19 protein-coding genes are annotated in these 16,426 nt (G+C 46.3%); 8 read left to right on the top strand and 11 right to left on the bottom strand.

The annotated features are described in order from the left end of the window. The first annotated feature begins 54 nt into the window (after positions 1-54). From RA156_RS02760 to RA156_RS02745, 4 genes are read left to right on the top strand one after another with little or no spacing between them, the layout of a single operon-like run. A complete protein-coding gene (locus RA156_RS02760; RefSeq protein WP_306642589.1) occupies positions 55-2,712 on the top strand; it encodes a phage tail tape measure protein in 2,658 nt (885 codons plus the stop codon). After that, a complete protein-coding gene (locus tag RA156_RS02755; protein ID WP_306642588.1) occupies positions 2,712-5,039 on the top strand; it encodes a hypothetical protein in 2,328 nt (775 codons plus the stop codon). Before RA156_RS02760 ends, RA156_RS02755 begins: the two co-directional genes overlap by 1 nt. Continuing rightward, entirely contained in the window at positions 5,039-5,284 is a 246-nt protein-coding gene (locus RA156_RS02750) for a hypothetical protein (protein ID WP_306642587.1), read from the top strand. Before RA156_RS02755 ends, RA156_RS02750 begins: the two co-directional genes overlap by 1 nt. After that, positions 5,281-5,739 (top strand): M15 family metallopeptidase domain-containing protein, encoded by a 459-nt coding sequence (locus RA156_RS02745; RefSeq protein ID WP_306642585.1) that lies wholly within the window; start codon positions 5,281-5,283, stop codon positions 5,737-5,739. Before RA156_RS02750 ends, RA156_RS02745 begins: the two co-directional genes overlap by 4 nt. Positions 5,740-6,160: 421 nt before the next feature. On the opposite strand, the gene RA156_RS02740 is transcribed toward RA156_RS02745, so the two are convergent. The 10 genes from RA156_RS02740 to RA156_RS16630 form a co-directional block, all read right to left on the bottom strand. Beyond that, a complete protein-coding gene (locus RA156_RS02740; protein WP_306642584.1) occupies positions 6,161-6,346 on the bottom strand; it encodes a hypothetical protein in 186 nt (61 codons plus the stop codon). Between the two features lie 165 nt (positions 6,347-6,511). After that, positions 6,512-6,895 (bottom strand): hypothetical protein, encoded by a 384-nt coding sequence (locus RA156_RS02735; protein WP_306642582.1) that lies wholly within the window; start codon positions 6,893-6,895, stop codon positions 6,512-6,514. After that, positions 6,895-7,134, bottom strand: a complete 240-nt coding sequence (locus RA156_RS02730) for a hypothetical protein (protein WP_306642581.1) — start codon at positions 7,132-7,134, stop codon at positions 6,895-6,897. Before RA156_RS02730 ends, RA156_RS02735 begins: the two co-directional genes overlap by 1 nt. Before the next feature lie 26 nt (positions 7,135-7,160). Then, positions 7,161-7,616, bottom strand: a complete 456-nt coding sequence (locus RA156_RS02725; RefSeq protein ID WP_306642580.1) for a DUF4494 domain-containing protein — start codon at positions 7,614-7,616, stop codon at positions 7,161-7,163. A 246-nt stretch (positions 7,617-7,862) separates the two neighbouring features. Then, positions 7,863-8,549 (bottom strand): hypothetical protein, encoded by a 687-nt coding sequence (locus RA156_RS02720; protein WP_306642578.1) that lies wholly within the window; start codon positions 8,547-8,549, stop codon positions 7,863-7,865. Between the two features lie 16 nt (positions 8,550-8,565). After that, on the bottom strand, positions 8,566-8,817 hold the full coding sequence (locus RA156_RS02715; RefSeq protein ID WP_306642576.1) for a hypothetical protein: 252 nt from the start codon (positions 8,815-8,817) through the stop codon (positions 8,566-8,568). Further along, a complete protein-coding gene (locus RA156_RS02710; protein ID WP_306642574.1) occupies positions 8,814-9,725 on the bottom strand; it encodes a patatin-like phospholipase family protein in 912 nt (303 codons plus the stop codon). Before RA156_RS02710 ends, RA156_RS02715 begins: the two co-directional genes overlap by 4 nt. Next, the gene (locus RA156_RS02705; RefSeq protein WP_306642572.1) at positions 9,722-10,042 is read right to left on the bottom strand and encodes a hypothetical protein; all 321 of its coding nucleotides are present in this window, start codon (positions 10,040-10,042) and stop codon (positions 9,722-9,724) included. The genes RA156_RS02710 and RA156_RS02705 overlap by 4 nt, the downstream gene beginning before the upstream one ends. Next, a complete protein-coding gene (locus tag RA156_RS02700; protein WP_306642570.1) occupies positions 10,017-10,259 on the bottom strand; it encodes a hypothetical protein in 243 nt (80 codons plus the stop codon). Before RA156_RS02700 ends, RA156_RS02705 begins: the two co-directional genes overlap by 26 nt. Continuing rightward, complete coding sequence (locus tag RA156_RS16630; RefSeq protein ID WP_350339793.1) at positions 10,252-10,440, bottom strand: helix-turn-helix domain-containing protein; 189 nt, start codon at positions 10,438-10,440, stop codon at positions 10,252-10,254. Before RA156_RS16630 ends, RA156_RS02700 begins: the two co-directional genes overlap by 8 nt. Positions 10,441-10,585: 145 nt before the next feature. Here RA156_RS16630 and RA156_RS02695 point away from each other — a divergent pair, with 145 nt between their 5' ends. The 4 genes from RA156_RS02695 to RA156_RS02680 all read left to right on the top strand — a co-directional run bounded on the left by RA156_RS02695 (position 10,586) and on the right by RA156_RS02680 (position 13,955). Then, positions 10,586-11,167 (top strand): hypothetical protein, encoded by a 582-nt coding sequence (locus RA156_RS02695; protein WP_306642568.1) that lies wholly within the window; start codon positions 10,586-10,588, stop codon positions 11,165-11,167. After that, complete coding sequence (locus tag RA156_RS02690; RefSeq protein WP_306642566.1) at positions 11,164-11,904, top strand: hypothetical protein; 741 nt, start codon at positions 11,164-11,166, stop codon at positions 11,902-11,904. The genes RA156_RS02695 and RA156_RS02690 overlap by 4 nt, the downstream gene beginning before the upstream one ends. A 299-nt stretch (positions 11,905-12,203) precedes the next feature. Beyond that, positions 12,204-12,818, top strand: coding sequence for a hypothetical protein (locus tag RA156_RS02685; RefSeq protein WP_306642565.1), 615 nt, complete (start codon positions 12,204-12,206; stop codon positions 12,816-12,818). A gap of 138 nt (positions 12,819-12,956) precedes the next feature. Beyond that, positions 12,957-13,955: a carbohydrate kinase family protein gene (locus tag RA156_RS02680; RefSeq protein WP_306642564.1), complete on the top strand. Its 999-nt coding sequence runs from the start codon at positions 12,957-12,959 to the stop codon at positions 13,953-13,955. Between the two features lie 53 nt (positions 13,956-14,008). On the opposite strand, the gene RA156_RS02675 is transcribed toward RA156_RS02680, so the two are convergent. Next, complete coding sequence (locus tag RA156_RS02675; protein ID WP_434064823.1) at positions 14,009-16,426, bottom strand: glycoside hydrolase family 31 protein; 2,418 nt, start codon at positions 16,424-16,426, stop codon at positions 14,009-14,011.

Raw genomic sequence — 16,426 nt, 5'->3', positions numbered from 1 at the left:
TACAATTCAGCAAAGAAGAGTTCTTAGCTAGACGAGCAAAAAGAAACAAGCAGAATGGCAAGTAAGACACTAGCGACATTAGCCCTAGCCATTACGGCGAACAAGTCTGAGTTTGAGTCGGCTCTTCAGTCCATGGACCGTAATATGGTCAACCTGGAGAAGAGAGCGAACAAACTCGGAAAGCAACTTACGGTTGGTGTGACTGCGCCTCTAACCTTGCTGGGCGCCACTGCATTCAATGTCTTCAAGGATTTTGAAGAAGAGATGGCGAAAGTTCAAGCCGTTTCAGGAGCCACCGGCGCAGAATTTCAAGCGCTTCAGGAAAATGCAATGTCTCTAGGAAGCAGTACTCGCTTCACAGCTTCTGAAGTTGCTCAGCTTCAAGTAGAGTTTGCGAAGCTCGGCTTCTCTGCTAAAGATATCACCAATGTAACGGAAGCAACACTCCAGTTGGCACAGGCTACAGGTAGTGATCTCGCTAGAGCGGCAGAAGTTGCGGGTAGTACTTTAAGTGCCTTCGAGTTAGACTCAAGAGAGACCTCAAGAGTGACCGACGTCATGGCGGCTTCATTCTCTTCTTCTGCTCTGGACATGGAATCGTTCGCAGAAGCCATGAAAATTGTCGCTCCGGTTGCAAACGCCGCAGGTATTCCCATCGAAGAGGTAACCGCTCAATTGGGCACACTTGCCAATGCAGGTATCAAAGGTTCAGCAGCAGGGACATCTCTTCGTAGAATAATCAACGAACTAGGAAGTGAAGCAGGGGGTGTAAGCGGGTCCATAGAAGAAATGGCCGCCCAAGGTATTACGCTCGCTGACGCCCAAGCAAAAGTGGGGCGAAATGCCCAAAGTGCCTTGGTTGTCCTTGCTAATGGCGTAGAGCCGACAAGAGAACTCACTAAGCAATTTGAAGCAGCTTCGGGTAGCGCGGCTGAGATGGCCGCGATCATGGATGATACTGCTCAGGGATCTATTAAGCGAACAGAGTCTGCTATCGAGGGGATGCAGCTCAAGCTAGGGAAAGCGCTGGCACCTGCAATCATTGCAACCGTTGAACAGGTTGGGGCCCTAGCAACCTCATTTAGCGAGTTATCACCCCAAACACAAAACACCGTGCTCGTTCTAGGAGGAGTGGCCGCAGCGGCTGGTCCGGCCTTAGTTGCTTTCTCGAAAATCACCAAGGCGGTTCGAACACTCAACCTAACGATGAGGGCAAACCCCGCAGGTTTATTTGTTGCTGCCCTTGCCGTTGTGACCCTTGCCGTCACAACTTACACTTCGTCGCTAGACTCAGCAGCTAAAGCTCAACACACCCTGAACCAGGCCACGAAACAAGCCCAAGTGGAGGCCGCTAAAGAAGGCGCGGAAGTCCAAAGACTATCGGAGGTCGCGCAAGACCTCAATATCAGCCTAGACAAAAGAAAGGCTGCACTAGAAAGGCTTCAATCAATTGCGCCGGAGTATTTTGGGAACCTTGACATTGAGAAGTCAAAAATCAATGAACTCAAAGCTGCGACGGACCTTTACCAAGAATCTATACTGAAGGCAGCCCAAGCAAAAGTCTACCAGAACTCTCTTGAACAGCAAATTGGGCTAATGGAGAACATTCGTATCCAGTTTGAGGCGTGGGGACATGACATTGAGGATGTTCGTGATCGACTGAATGATCCGGAGGCTTTTACAGGAGGGATTTCGAATAAAATGGTTCGAATGGTGAGCGATTTTGAAGCCGCCGAACTGGCTGCTGCAGGATTCGCTCAAAAGATCACAGACATTGAAACGTCTGGAGACTCGGTGCAATCGACCGCAGACAAAGTTGCTTCACTCAAAGATGAGTTGAAAGGAACTCTTCTCGCACAACGAAAACTGTCAGAGGGCAGCGACCAATACCAGGAACTAGCATCTCACGCAGATAGCCTTCGTGTTCAGCTCGATAACTTAACAAAGAAGGAAGAAGAGGTACAGACTAATCTAGGTAATCAGAAGGACAAGGTTGACCAATTGAGAGACTCATGGGAAGGGCTCAACGGGTCAATGACTTCTGCATATGAGATTCTAACCACCTCCCCTTCAGTCAATCCGAATTTGTATGATCCACAGTTCGCAACAATTGAAGATGAGGAGTTCAACGACCCGGAAGAAGAGGCTCAAATCAATGCAGACTTGGCGCAGCACCTAGAGGACAAGCAAGCTCAGATTGATGCCGAACAAGCTTTTCAGGAAGAGTTAATGAAAACTGCCGCAATCGCTGAACAATATGGAACCGCAGTTGGGTCATCCATCGCTCAAATCGTAACAGGTCAAAAGACTGCCGCAGAAGCCATGCGAGGAATCGCTAAGCAAATCATTTCTCAGGTTATTCAGATTGCAAAGGCGAACGTAATCGCGAACGCCACCTCCCCAACGAACGGAGCAAACCTAGCCTCTGGAGGTCTCGCCACCCCTGCGCTAATCGTGGCCGGTCTCTCAATGCTTGAAGGCTTCGTTACAGCATTCGCAGAGGGTGGTATGGTAACCGGGCCAACGCTCGCGCTTCTAGGTGACAACCCTTCAGGAAAAGAGATGATTATTCCATTCGAAAAGATGGGCAAGTTCGCCTCAATGATGGGCGGCGGTGCTTCAACTCACGTTCATGGTGAGTTCGAAATCGACGGCACAAAGCTTCGAGCCGTACTACAGAATCAAGACGACATCGATCAAATCTCAACCTGATGCCAACGATAGTAGAGACACACATCCACCACGGCATAGTCAGGACGATCTATGACGACGACACTTATAAGGACCACTTCGACCATGAAGACGGGGACTTTTACCCGTTGCTGCAGGTGCTTACACCACACGGCTACAGTGACAACCTCACTGGCATCAACATCACCCTAATCGAGTTCACCTATAACGGCGACTTAAACAACCTCGCATATACAATCGATGGAGGCTCAGCATCGTCACACGACGGCACTGGCAAGCTCAGACTCCAGAACTTGACGGTGGGGCTTCACACACTCGTGTTCAGCGACTCAAATTACCCTGGAACTACATGGAGTCACCAGTTCGTAGTTCGTGACGGCAGTCTAGCTCCTATCAAGTGGAAACTTCAATTCGATGACATCGACGGCAATCCAGTCTTCGTTAACATCCGAAACGTTGGGTACGCTGGTGCTGAGATTGAAATATGCGGAGCAGGTAGCCCGCTCAAGATTGAGTGGGATGACGAAGACAAGGACTTCTTAAAACCAATCCGAGGGGCTCGCGCTTCATTGAGCCTACGCGCTCAAACTGACAACCAGTTTGCAGACCTAGTCAACGCAGACGACGGAACATACTTTCTTGAAGTTACCAAGGGTTCACCGGCTACTCCCCTCTTCTATGGCGTAATCCAAAGTGAAGGGCTTTCACAAACCTATAAAGCCGCAGGACAACAGACATACAAGATCATTGCCGTTGATCAACTTGCTTTCCTGAAGAACAAGCAGATGACCGACCGTTTAGGGAGGAACTACAACCATACGAGCATCAACCTGACCGACTTCATTCGAAGAGTCTTCATGGAGGTGGACGAAATGTACTTCATCCAACAGCCTAAGCTCTATGTGTTCAATAGCATTCGTCCTGCCGGAACATCCACAACTCCTTCCACAAACGAGATGAGGTTAGACCTCAATAGATTCTTTGATGCAAAGGGAGAAGCGAAAAGTGTTTACGAGATCTTAGAAATGGTTCTCGCCTCAGCGAAGCTTCAGCTTATGAAAGTTGGAACGGACCTATATCTCAGATCAGTCGAGAAGTACACAGGTAACGTGCCGTTCTATTACCTCACGACAGGGCTCATTCCAGGTATTACCGAGAACTGGGTTCTATCAAACCAAGACCTCACAAAGACATTGGATGGTATAGGTAACGGTGCAGACCATGACTACATCGACAATGCAGGAAGTTATCGATGGAAACAGCCAGCCGGAAGAGTAGAAACAAAGTTCAACTACCAGAAGAATCCGGAGGTTGTCATCAACCCAACCAAAGAGGAGGCCTGGGATGACGGCGCTCTCCAGCAATGGCAAGGGAACGCGACTATTGAAGAGTTTCCATACTACGAGAACCCTCTCAATACAGGTGAGCGAATCAACTTCAACCAGGGCTCTTACCCTATCATTCGAGATAAGAACGTACAAGCCACCTATGATCTGGCCACGACCGATCCTCACATAAAGAGTAAGGTTATCAAGGTCAAGAAATCCGATATCCAGGGGAAGCGATTGTTATTCAAAATCGAATGGCAAATCCTCAACCTTTCAGATGTGGTCCCTGTCTTCCGCGTGTACTACGAGATTCTAGTTGGTCCCCTCTCCTTCAAGAAGAACGGAGAATGGCAAGGACATTCAATCCACAACTCAACGGGAACGGATATCGAAACCATTGCTCAGTGGGTCAACTCTCAGGACAGTGTAACAGGAGAACGACTGACTGAACCAATAGACTTTGGAATAGCAAACCTAGACGGTACTTACGACCATGTGGAAGAGGTGGATGTCATGGTACGCGTATGGGGTCTCTACGTTGATACTGCGGCCGACGCATTGGAGGTAGACGGCATCTATATCAAAGAGCTCTCTCTTCAGTTCATTGACGGGGACGACGATAAGAAAGATGACCTCACAGTAGTTGACAATAACTCGGGGAAACGAAGAAGACTAGAACACGAAGTGGAGTTCGGATCTACTGAAGAACTCAAAGGGCTTCCTCATTGCGTAGAGAATCAATTCTTAGACGCTGAAGGATACCCAATACATAGCTGGACGAAAAGTAGCGAAGGATTAGACCTTTCAACTGGCGGCTTGATCAACAATCTAGGTGACGCAATTGCGGCTCAGCACTCAGCAGCTCGTGCCACATTCAACGCATCTGCAAAGGGGACCATCTTCCCCCACTACCAGATCACCTTCGAAGGTCAGCAATTTATGATTCAGTCCTTATCGCTTGATGTGAAGCGCAATAGCGCCTCCTTCAAACTGATGGAACTACACGATACAATAGTCTAATGCTACACGGAAAACTACAAGTCATCAATCAACTCCTAGTCAAGCTGGAGCCACAAATCAACAATACAATTGTATTGGGATGGGTTACCGCCTTGATCAGTGAGAAGCTACCAACTATCGCGGGTGTAATTGGAATACTATGCCTAGCATGGTACAACATCGAGCGAGCTCTGGCTACACGTCAGAAACGTCTTCGTGAATCCCGACAAGACAAAGAGGAACTAGATAAAACCGATGAGGTATGATCGAGCAGAAGTATTTTTTTGGACGTAAATCAAAAGCTTGTCTTGAGCAATGCCACCCAGACCTTCGTCGTATTCACGAGTTGGCAATAAAGTCCATCCCAGTAGACTACGGGATTCATGAGGCTCACAGAGACAGAGAGACCCAACTAGCTTACTTCCTGGATGGAAAAAGCAGACTTGACCCTCGCAAGCCAGAACATAGAAAGAAGTCGAAACACCTCAGGCTTCCAGCTGAAGCTACCGACTTCCACTCGTCAGAAAAGGGCACCACATGGCACAGACCAACCCTGTCGTTCATCGCTGGGTATCTCATGTGTGCAGCTGATCTATTGTACAACGCCGGAGAAATCGAACACCGACTACGTTGGGGTGGTGATTGGGATATGGACGGACAGATATCTGTGGATCAATCATTTGATGATTTTCCCCATTTGGAACTGTACAAACCTCAATAGAAAACTGACATGGATGGCACTAGCTGTTATCTAGTCTGGGAGTGTGGCTCGGGTGTAGGCCACACTCTTTTTTATTGTAAAATATCGTTTTGAAATTGCTTGTATTGCATATTTGCAATATCTTTGGTTTCGGCTAAAGGGTTGAAATGCTTTAAAACTGTACGTCAAATAGGCATCAACCGCATTTTATTGAGTTTAATTGATAGGGGTTCCAATCGTGGAGCCCCTTCTTTTTGCAACACAATCACATTGCATAACATTGCAATTGTTGTACATTCGTCATGTTAAGATCAAGTACCTCGCTTCGGTGAGAATTGCTTCTTCACGTTTTCGTCTTTCATTGAAAAGCCTGGTTGCCGCCAGGCTTTTTTGTATTAAAAAAGGGCTCCATTTGGAACCCTCTTATAGTCGAATGATTAATCTATGATGTAGCCTCTTCCTCATAAAGCTCATCTAACACCTTTCCTTGGATCATAAAGAAGTCAGTTACCTCTTCGTTCCGTTCTTCCCTACTCTGCTCTGTGAAGCCTTCGGAAGAAAAATAAGAGATCGCCATTTTGTTCAATAGCTCAAGACGATCCCTAGCGTCGCAATTGTCAAGCGGCATCTGTATTGATGGTTAGAACTGGAGGGTGGTTACAGTCCCCCGGTTTAGTTTAACATTTGACCCCTTATCTGAGTCGGGATCTTCGAATTAGCTGTGCATTATCCGTTAGATGGTAGAGAAGCCATGAGAGCAGTGGCAAATGTCCGAAAGCATAAGATAGCAATATTAAGGTATTGGGTCAAGCCTACTCACTACTTTCAGGTTGGGTAGGTACTGTTCGTACCACGGTTGTAGTCTCTTATTACCATATCTAGGGCTGAAGAGAACGAAAGTGTTAACGTCTGCTAAGAAATGTATACGGTACTTTTCTCTAGCGTTTCCGTTCTGCACCTCGTCATTTTGATACATCTTCCTTCCTTCAGAATCATCAATACCGCAATAGGCTTCGTAGCGAAGCTTCACGTACTCATTCCCGTCCATGATTCTAGGAATGATATTGAACTTCTTTTTGCCGTCAGGATATTCAAACACCCAGACATTTCCTGAGTGATACAAATAACCTATCACCTCGTTCTTATCCTCTCGTATTACCCTGTATCGTTTGTGCATTACTTGAGTCGATTCTTGAGCATTCTTCTTTGCTTGCGGGTAAGGGGAGTTACACTCAGAAAGGTCAGCTGCTTCCAATCCTGTGGAATGATTTCACCTTTGTTGAGGTAAACGGTCTCTTGCGATCCCTTTCCTCCTCCTTCTCCTGGCACCAGTAATACAATCTTGGCCCCGAAGTGATCAACAACATTCTGAGCCTTTACAATTGCGGGTGTCGGTACTTGTGCGTCTGGATTCATATATCTTTTCCTGTTGTGTTGGTTGATCACATGGCTCCGTTACCAGCGCCAACCTCCATATCCAGCGGAAATACATCGACAATCTTGGTGTAGGTCACCGAAGGGATCACATAGCCTGAGATAGTTGACTTCAATAAGTCGTGGGTTTTCTTTGTCGCGTCTTCGATATCCGCAGCGCACATAAGGAAGAATTGATTTACTCCTTTCTCCTTTCCTGAGGCTTCATCGAATGAAACAAATGACACCTTCACTTTGAACCAGTAGTCTGCATCATCATAGTGAATGACTTCAGCATAGTTGGTTTTCGTGATCTGCTTAATCTCGAATGGTGTTTGTCCTGAAGCCTCCATAATCTTCGACATTCTTGTCTCAGCTTCAGTATATTTGTAGGCATCAAGCAAAAACTGCTCGGTTACCTGAGAGTCTGCCCCGTCTGTATTACGTAGGAACTTGACTTTACAAATGAACCAGGTTTTATTCATGGTGTGTGTTTTGGAGGCAGCGGGGAGAATCGAACTCCCCTTGGGTGTGGAATGGACATGATGAAACCCAAAACCGTTCTGCCTAGTGCAGGTCTTTTGGTTTACCGCATTTCTCGCAATTCTCAGTTACATCACCTTGAAACTGACATCCTAAGGAGAACCGCCAATATTTGCATTGCTGATCAGAGAAACCATTAGCCTCAAAGCATGCGCATCCATAGGGGTTGCTACAGTTATTCCCTTCCATCAGAATCCAACCCTCCTTCCTGTTAAATCAAATGTGCCAATGGGGGTCTCGATGAACATCCCTTCCGGCGTGTAAATCTTTCTTGCTTTACCCATTGCTTGCATCATCACTGGATCATCAACAATGATTTCCTCCTCTTCTAAGTCAAGGAAGCTCTGGTTGAATACGGATATCTGAAAGCACCCCTCAATGTCCTCTGAAGGGCTAGGGCTAACCCCTACATTCCCAATCATAATCCAGTAGGTTCCTGCCGGTAGATCTAAGTCAACGTAGTACGACCTACCAGGCGCCGTTGTTGACAAAACTGCAGGGAGGTCAAGCCCGCATGCAGTAGTACCCCATACAGGATCACTTTCACATGAACTATAGACAGTCATGTGACACCATACATGAGGTTCCTCTGGTGAAAAGGTGTAGTCGATAGATGAGGTTACCTGGATCGACACTGGTAGGTCTCCTAGAGATTCGAATCGAAGCCAATAGCCTCCACCGAAGTACCAGCTTGGGCACGATGATGAGTAAGGATCACTAACCTCCAGTGGAGCCTCAAAGCAATCCATGTAAGGTCCTTCCGTTCCTAGTTCAATTGGGTTGTCACAGGTTTGTGATTGTGCGCTCAAGGCGATGAGGTTCAATACGAAAATGAACACCCCCAATCCGAACACAAACCAAGAGAACACTCTCAACCTGTATTTAGGTGGTTCAACTGGCATTGGCATAGTACTCGAGTATTTCAGGTGGAACCATGTTTTTGATAAATGAGATTATATCCTCGTCCGTGAGTCTCTTCAGAGCCTCCTCCGCCTCTTCCCATGAGTTGTATCCCATGGTGATCTTAACCCCTTCGTCGATCGTCGGGAACCATATAAGAAGCACACCTGGTTCATCCTTTTCAATGTTCGGCATCACCAGCACCTCTATACCCTCTCCCTTTACAATTCTGAAGTAACTCATACCGCGCCCTCCTTTCTTCTAGACATAGCTTCCTCAGCCTGTTTGAATCCGTCTTGATAAGAGCGGCCTAGATTATCGGTGTCGTAGAATCCATTCTGAGGTAGGTCTAGGAATATTTGAGTGAGTGGAATACGCTTTTTCTCGCAGATTTCGCGTTCACGTTCTGCGTCTCTCTTAGAGACTTCCATCATTAGAATCTCCAAGGAGCGCTCTGCTATATCCAAAACATTACCTGGTTCCCATGTATGATCTATGGCATTAATGAAAGACACCGGTCTACTGTAAATACTGACTACCTCTGAGTATGGCTGGTCGAAGCTTTCGAGAACTCTTGTTGATGGTGTGTGATTCCTTAGCCCCCCATCTAGGTGAAGACCACTCGTCCAAAAACTAAAATCCTCACCGTCTGCGCCTTCAGCAAAGACCGGGATAGAAGCGCTGGATAGAATGGCTTTGATTGCTCGAAAATCCGACATTCTGTTCAATGAGTGTAGAACAGCTGTTCCGTCTGATGCGTTGACGGTTTGACAAAAAGCCTCAACACCTGAAGTAGCAATGTCAAACTCCCAGGTCTTCCAATCAATGACCTTCGCAAGGGTCTTCTCAAAGGCTGAGCCCATTATACCCAGCGAGTGTTTCCCTCGCAGCCCTCTATAAACCGCAGTAGCAGTCATCTTCCCATTGTCCTTCACTGGTGGACACTCAAAGAAGTCTTTAACCTTCAGGTCGAAAATCACCTCCTTCGCTTTCTCGAATCGATCAAGCGCTACAACTGGGGTAAGAATCGCTCCTGCAGATAATCCAGCGACTACATCTGGTTTGAATTTGTGGCGCTTAACAACGCATTCAGCTGCGCCTAGGATTCCGGCAATCTTTGTGCCTCCTCCTGGTAGGAATAGAGCTTTCATAAGAGTTGATTATCCGGTAAGCGATGGTAGTGCGTAGCCTCTGAAATGTGCCACCCATCATCCTTTGATTTCACCACGACCCCACTTCTCATCTTAAAAAAGCCTAGGATTCGGTCTTTTGCTTTAGCCACATAGATGCCGTCTCTATATGGAGGTGCGGCCACAACAGCTATCCAGCAATTATCAAGTCGAGATTGCTTGACTATGTCAACCACTTTCGAAGTGATCGAGTGAACGCTTTCGCGCTCTGATCTGCTCAACTTTTGTACCGGCAGAAAAGGTCCGCCGGGGTCAAGACCCATTGAAGTTCTGTTCATCACTTTTCGTTTTTCGTTTCCATTTCGTCATTGCACCTGCAGTGAACGTGAGTACCACGCTCAGCACCAATCCACTTCTCTGGATTGGATTCCAGGTCCATACAGCGAGATCCCAAAGGATGAATGACCAGATGAGGTAATTCAAAAGCAACTTTGAACCTATTGCTATAACCCATCTTGTCAATCGATAAGCAATAGTTTCCTCGACCTTACTCATCACACTCCTCCATCTTCAAGCACAGCCCTAATGCGGTAAGCACCTTTTGCAGGTTGCCAAGCGTTGAACTAGTCACGGAAGTAATGCTCTCGATTCTGTGAACCGTAGAAACATTGACTCCGGCCTTATCCGCAAGCTCTTTTTGAGTAAGGTTCAATTCCTCTCTCCTCCTCAAAATCATCTCCTTAAAACTGAATGGTGGATTGCACATAGGTGTCTCTCTGTTGCAACAAATGTATTGTACAATATTGCATATTTGCAACATTCAGCACTATTTATTTGCTCTTAAATATTGCTTTTGTATTGTTATTCAGTACATTTGAAACATGGAAAAGGAGAAAAAACCATTTAAGGAAACGGGCTTTGGACAGTTCTTATCTAAGGCAGGAAAGGTTGTACCAGGTGTTGCTAAGCTTGCCGATGAGGTGTTGCTAGGTGGCAAAGTTTCTGGTGTTCTGGACGCTGTCGGCTTGAAGATTGATGGTTTTGAACCTAAGACTGAGGAAGACAAAACTTTAAAGCAGCAACTAGCGCATGAGTTGGCCCTAAAGCAACTCGAATTTGAAACAGAGCTAGAGAAGTTCCAGACTGAACGAGCACGTATAGACGCTGAGGACAGAGACTCTGCTCGGGAGCTAGAAGCAGCTAAAGTAACAGCGGGCCGAAAGAACCTCACTCAGAACATCCTTGCGTTCATTGCGCCTCTGGGGTTCTTGGGTGTCATATTCCTCTTCCTGTCCGGTGTCGTTGCGAACCTAGACGAAGGTTCTCAATCACTTGCCCACATGCTCATTGGAGCGTTGGCTACAGTGTTCATTCAGGTATACGCCTACTACTTCGGAAGTTCAGCTGGTTCAGCATTCAAGAACCGCTTTATGTCAAACAATAAAAATCCAAATCAAAAATGAAATCTCGTATTCCATTTCTGGCCTTATTCATGGCCTGCTTAGCGTCGTTTCTATTCGCGTCCTGTGTCAAAAGCACTGATGCTTCAGACCCGATTGTCACCTCCGTAGTTAATGCGGAAAAATCATTCACCGCAGACAGCGTTGACTTCTACCTCTCAAAAGAAGCAGAGGGCGACTGCTACACATTCTCAGATCTGGGCACATTCCTCCAGTTCTACAGTAAGGATTACTCAGAAGCTCAAGAGATTATTCCATGTTTCAACAACTTTCATCAAGACATTGGAGTTGGGGGGACTCAAATTGGAAATGTCTCCGTATTGAATGGAGCACGATTAGACCTGGAACCCGAAGCTGTGCAGAATCTCTTCTATTACACATGGCAATGGAGTTCTGACGGAAATACATTCGAAACTGTAGCCGAAGGATTCAATCCCTCTATGAGTGAGTTCGATCTACCCTGTGACGGCGGAGGCTATTTGAAGCTATCAATCTACGATCCGGTCAAAGATGCTTTATATAGTCGAACCGAGCCCGCATGGTTATCCTATAACGATGAAAACATTGAACAGTGCGAAGGCCCAATTGACCTTTTCGACGCTGTAACGGTGATCACTACAACACCGCCAGAAGACTATACCTCGTTCCAGTATCTCCATTTCCCAAGTGAATTTGATCACAACCAGGACATGAAGATCACAGTAAGCGATTTAAGAGACTTCCTTCCACGTGTCTGTTGAATGGAAGTAAGCAGTTAGTTTGGTTTTGGTTAAGGTTTACCAAAGGCAGAAAGGCTCCGCAACGGCGGAGCCTTTTTCATGCCCCGGCACTTTTGGAAATGCCCCACTAGAATATAATCAACTCTTATTTCACTGTTTTTCAATAGTTTAAACCACTATATTCGAGTCCCTGTGGGATCGCAAAAAAGGCGCCTTGTTAGGTGCCTTTTTTATACTCAAAGATGTCGCCAGCTCGTTAGGTATACAATGTCCTTCAAAACCTTGAACGGAAGCGGTGTTTTTATCCTAACTCTAACAACATGACCACTTCTTTCTCTCGATTTCACCCAAGCCTTCATTCAGTCTCACACCTGCTGCTTGGGCTTTCTCTCCTGCTACCAATCTTATCTAACGCACAATCCGAAGAGGATCGATTGCTGCAAGAATGGTACGACACACTAAACGAGATAGACTCCTTGGAGCATATCATAGATACTCGCAGCTTAGGTGCTTGGTGTTACCCAAGTCAATATGCAGAATGGACAACAGAACAGCTTGAACTTGCTCATTGGGATTCAGCACTCACGCTTATTCCAATTCTTTCAGATATTGAAGAAAACCAAGAGCTCAAGATGCTGGTTTTTGGAATCGGATGTTGGTCATACGTCTTGGATTCTATTGCATTCGTAAAAGAAAACGGTCGCTATTACACGCTGATTCATGGTGATCGATTCCAGTTAACACTCGAAGAAGTTGCCAAAATTGATCGTTCCTATCAATTCCTTCTGGACGGAAACTGGGGGCACAGCACATACAGTGAGCAGGTATTAGTTCAATACGGATTGAATGCCATCAGATTTAGGATGGACACTAGCTTTTTAGCGCTATTAGTACAGGCTATTCCTGAACTGCAAGAATATTTCCGAAACTCATAACATTGATAGATTCGACCATACTGTGTAAAACAAACACTTAGCGCGCAATTTGCGCCCTATAGGAATTTTCGATTTTCTACACGATCTTAGTCAACTAGATGATTTTGAAGCGTGTAATACGCTTTTCTTGAGCCCCTCATGGAACAACAAAAGCAATACAAAATCGCCGTTATCGGTCCCACACCTCGAGATCACATCACCACACACCGTGGCGAAGTGATTGAGAAGTATGGTTGTATTACGCACCCCACCATTGGGCTTGCACAGTTGCTTCAAGGGAAAGGAACAGTCTATCCAGTAACACATATCCGTAAGGTAGATATGGCCCCAGTGCAAGAGCTTTTTGCGCCCTACCCTGCCATTGATGTTTCTGGAGTCTCAGATGAAGAAGATAGCGGAGACGTGATCTCCCTGCGCTTTTTAGATCAGAACTTGAGAGTGGAGAAACAAACAGCTTTCATGAATCCAATTACGCCCAAAGACATGGCTCCGTACCTAGATTGCGACGCCTTCGTGTTTGTGCCTATTACAGATCATGAAATCACCTTGGATACACTCAAATACCTGAAAGAGCACAGTCAAGGAACAATCATTTTTGATGCTCACGGACCAACACACACCATGACCATTGGGGGTGACCGACACAAAAAGTTCTGGGTAGAACGAGACCTATGGATTCCCTACATCGATGTGCTAAAAATGAACCTTGAAGAGTCTTGGTGCACTTGGTACAAACATGAGTACGATGAAAGCGAACTCACTGACGTTCTGGATGATCTAGATCAAAAGCACCTCGCCCCTATGGCTGACTACGTGCTCGATCGAGGACCAAAATCAGTCATCGTTACCACGGACTCAAGCGGCTGTAAGGTTTTTACTAAGGAACACGGCCAACTCAAAGAAGACTTTGTCCCTTCCATTTACATGGAAAACGTCGTTGATACGACAGGTTGCGGAGACTCTTTTGCCGGAGGTCTTGCATATGGACTGAAGGACGGAGGAGACAATTTCATCATGGCAGCTATGTACGCCAACGCATTGGGTGCCCAGCGTACACAAGGACCAACATTCGAGGTCTTCAAATCGCTCGACGAAACAGAGCAAATGATCAGAGGAGCATATCCCGATTTCAAATAAAAAAGCCACCTCTTCCTTACGAATGAGATGGCCTTCTTAGTTGTACCCGATCCTTATCCTGAGATCTTGATCGATGCAAATTCATGTCCAACAATCACGTGGTAGCTGCCGTCTGCTTGCTTCTCAAACTTCGCAGCCACTTCGTAATCATCGATCTTCAAAGTCTTCGGTTCAAATGGAAGTCCAATGAGCTCTAATTGATACTCCTGGTATGTTGTCTTGAATTTTCCTGAAACGTGCTGATGAATCGTCAGACGCTCCGGTGAGCTGTTCTGAGTGAAGGTCTTCACGTTCATCTTGCCCTTCTTGTACTCATATCCATCGCCAGCATCTTCGTAGAGTTCGCTGCGCGTTTTCGAAGTATCAAAGTAGGTGCGTAAGCGAAGCGTCTCCACCGGCTTTTCGCCTACATACTGCATCACCGGATACATCGGAATAATCGCTCCTGCGCGCACGAAGATTGGCATTTCATCAAGCGGGGCTTGCACTTGGATCTCACGACCTCCTTTATGCACTGTATTGTGGAAGTACTGATACCATCTACCTTCCGGCAAGTACATAAAACGATGGGTTGCTCCTGGTTCCACGATCGGACAAGCCAAAATGTGATCACCATAGAGGAATTCTTCATTTCGATGTAACGCGTTCTGATCACTAGCATCCAAGAAAGCTAATGGACGAAGCATTGGAATTCCTGAGCGCGTATTCTGCCAGAATGTAGTGTACAAGTACGGTAAGAGCTCGTAACGCAGTTCAATAAACTTGCGTGAGATATCCGTAGTCTCATCACTAAATGACCATGGTTCTTGCTCCCCGTGGTCACCAGAACTATGCACACGCATCATCGGGTGGAATACTCCCAGTTGGATCCAACGCGCAAAGAGCTCACTGCCCGGATGCTCGGTAAATCCACCAATATCAGATCCCACCAAAGACTGACCACTAATCGCTAATCGTTGGCATTGGATATTTGCTAACCAAAGGTGTTCCCAAGTGGCGATGTTATCTCCAGTCCATGTTGCAGAATAGCGCTGTGCACCGCTGTACATAGAACGTGTGATCACAAACGGTCTGTTAGGACGACCATTTTCCTTCACACCATGGAAGGTAGCTCGAGCCATTTGCATTCCATAAACGTTGTGTGCTTTACGGTGACTACAAGGATGACCATCGTAGTCATGTCGCACATCTGGTGGGAATGTCTTGCTTTCTACATCGAAAATGGCCGGTTCGTTCATGTCGTTCCAAATCCCACGAATTCCGTTCTCGGCAATCAGCCCCTTGAAGAGTCCTGCCCACCAGTCGCGTGCCTTAGGATTAGTGAAGTCAACGAAGTAGCATTCTCCTGGCCACACTTTTCCTTTCATCATATCCCCATCTGCGCGTTTGCAGAAGTATCCATTCTCAAACCCTTCTCGGAACACTTCATATTCCGGATCAATCTTGATTCCTGGATCAATGATGGCTACTGTTTTGAACCCGTCTTCTAAGAGTTCACTAACCATTTTGGTTGGTTCCGGAAAACGCTCTGGGTCCCAAGTAAAACAGCGGTAACCATCCATATAGTCGATGTCGAGGTAAATTGCATCACATGGAATCTGTCGCTCACGGAATCCTGAACAGATTTCGCGTACTGTGGACTCTGGATAGTAACTCCATTTACACTGATGGAAGCCGAGCGCCCACAATGGTGGGAGCTCAGGTTTCCCTGTCAAATTCGCGTAGCGTTCTACAACTTCTAGTGGCTTAGGCCCATAGATGAAGTAGTAATTCATTTCTCCACCATGAGACCAAAAGCTACACGTGCTTTGACGTTCACTAGCAAAATCAAAGAATGACTTGAAGGAGTTATCAAAGAAGATCCCGTAAGACAGTCCGTTGTGGATGGCAGTATAAAACGGAATGTTCTTGTAGAGCGGGTCACGTTCTTTTCCATATCCGTATTCATCCGTTCCCCAGTTCTTCACTCGCTTACCACGCAAGTTCATTTGCATGGCTTTGTCTCCTAGCCCGTAGTAGTGCTCACCTTGCTGCACCACCTTGCTCATCATCACGATATTCCCTCCGTAACTCGGGTGTTCTTCCCAATGGAATCCCTTTTCGTCACGGTTAATTTCTTTACCCGCTTTCGCGTCTGAGAAAATGAGTTTCATGTTGCGCTTCTTAGCACAAATCTTGACTGCCGACGTTCTAATTTGCCAGCAATCTTCCATTTCCTCAACCTCAAGGAGCGTATATCCTCCTTCAAAACCTTTGTAGGTAGCGTATGAAAAATCAGGTTGAAAGAAGCCATCTGTTGCGTAACGGCAACGAATGATATAATCAGTCTCAACGGTGATTTTTAGTTGTACTCCATTATTACTTTGGATCAAGATGGAAGAACCATCTCGATTCACTGAGGTAATGTCTCCAGGAAAAAATTCTTTCTGTTCTTTCGGCCTTACGGGCGCGTAAAATTCCTCAGCATTCAT

The sequence above is a fragment of the Sanyastnella coralliicola genome (assembly GCF_030845195.1).
GTDB lineage: Bacteria > Bacteroidota > Bacteroidia > Flavobacteriales_D > Sanyastnellaceae > Sanyastnella > Sanyastnella coralliicola.
The sequence above is the reverse complement of the archived record's forward strand: the minus strand, read 5'-3'. Positions and strand labels throughout refer to the sequence as shown.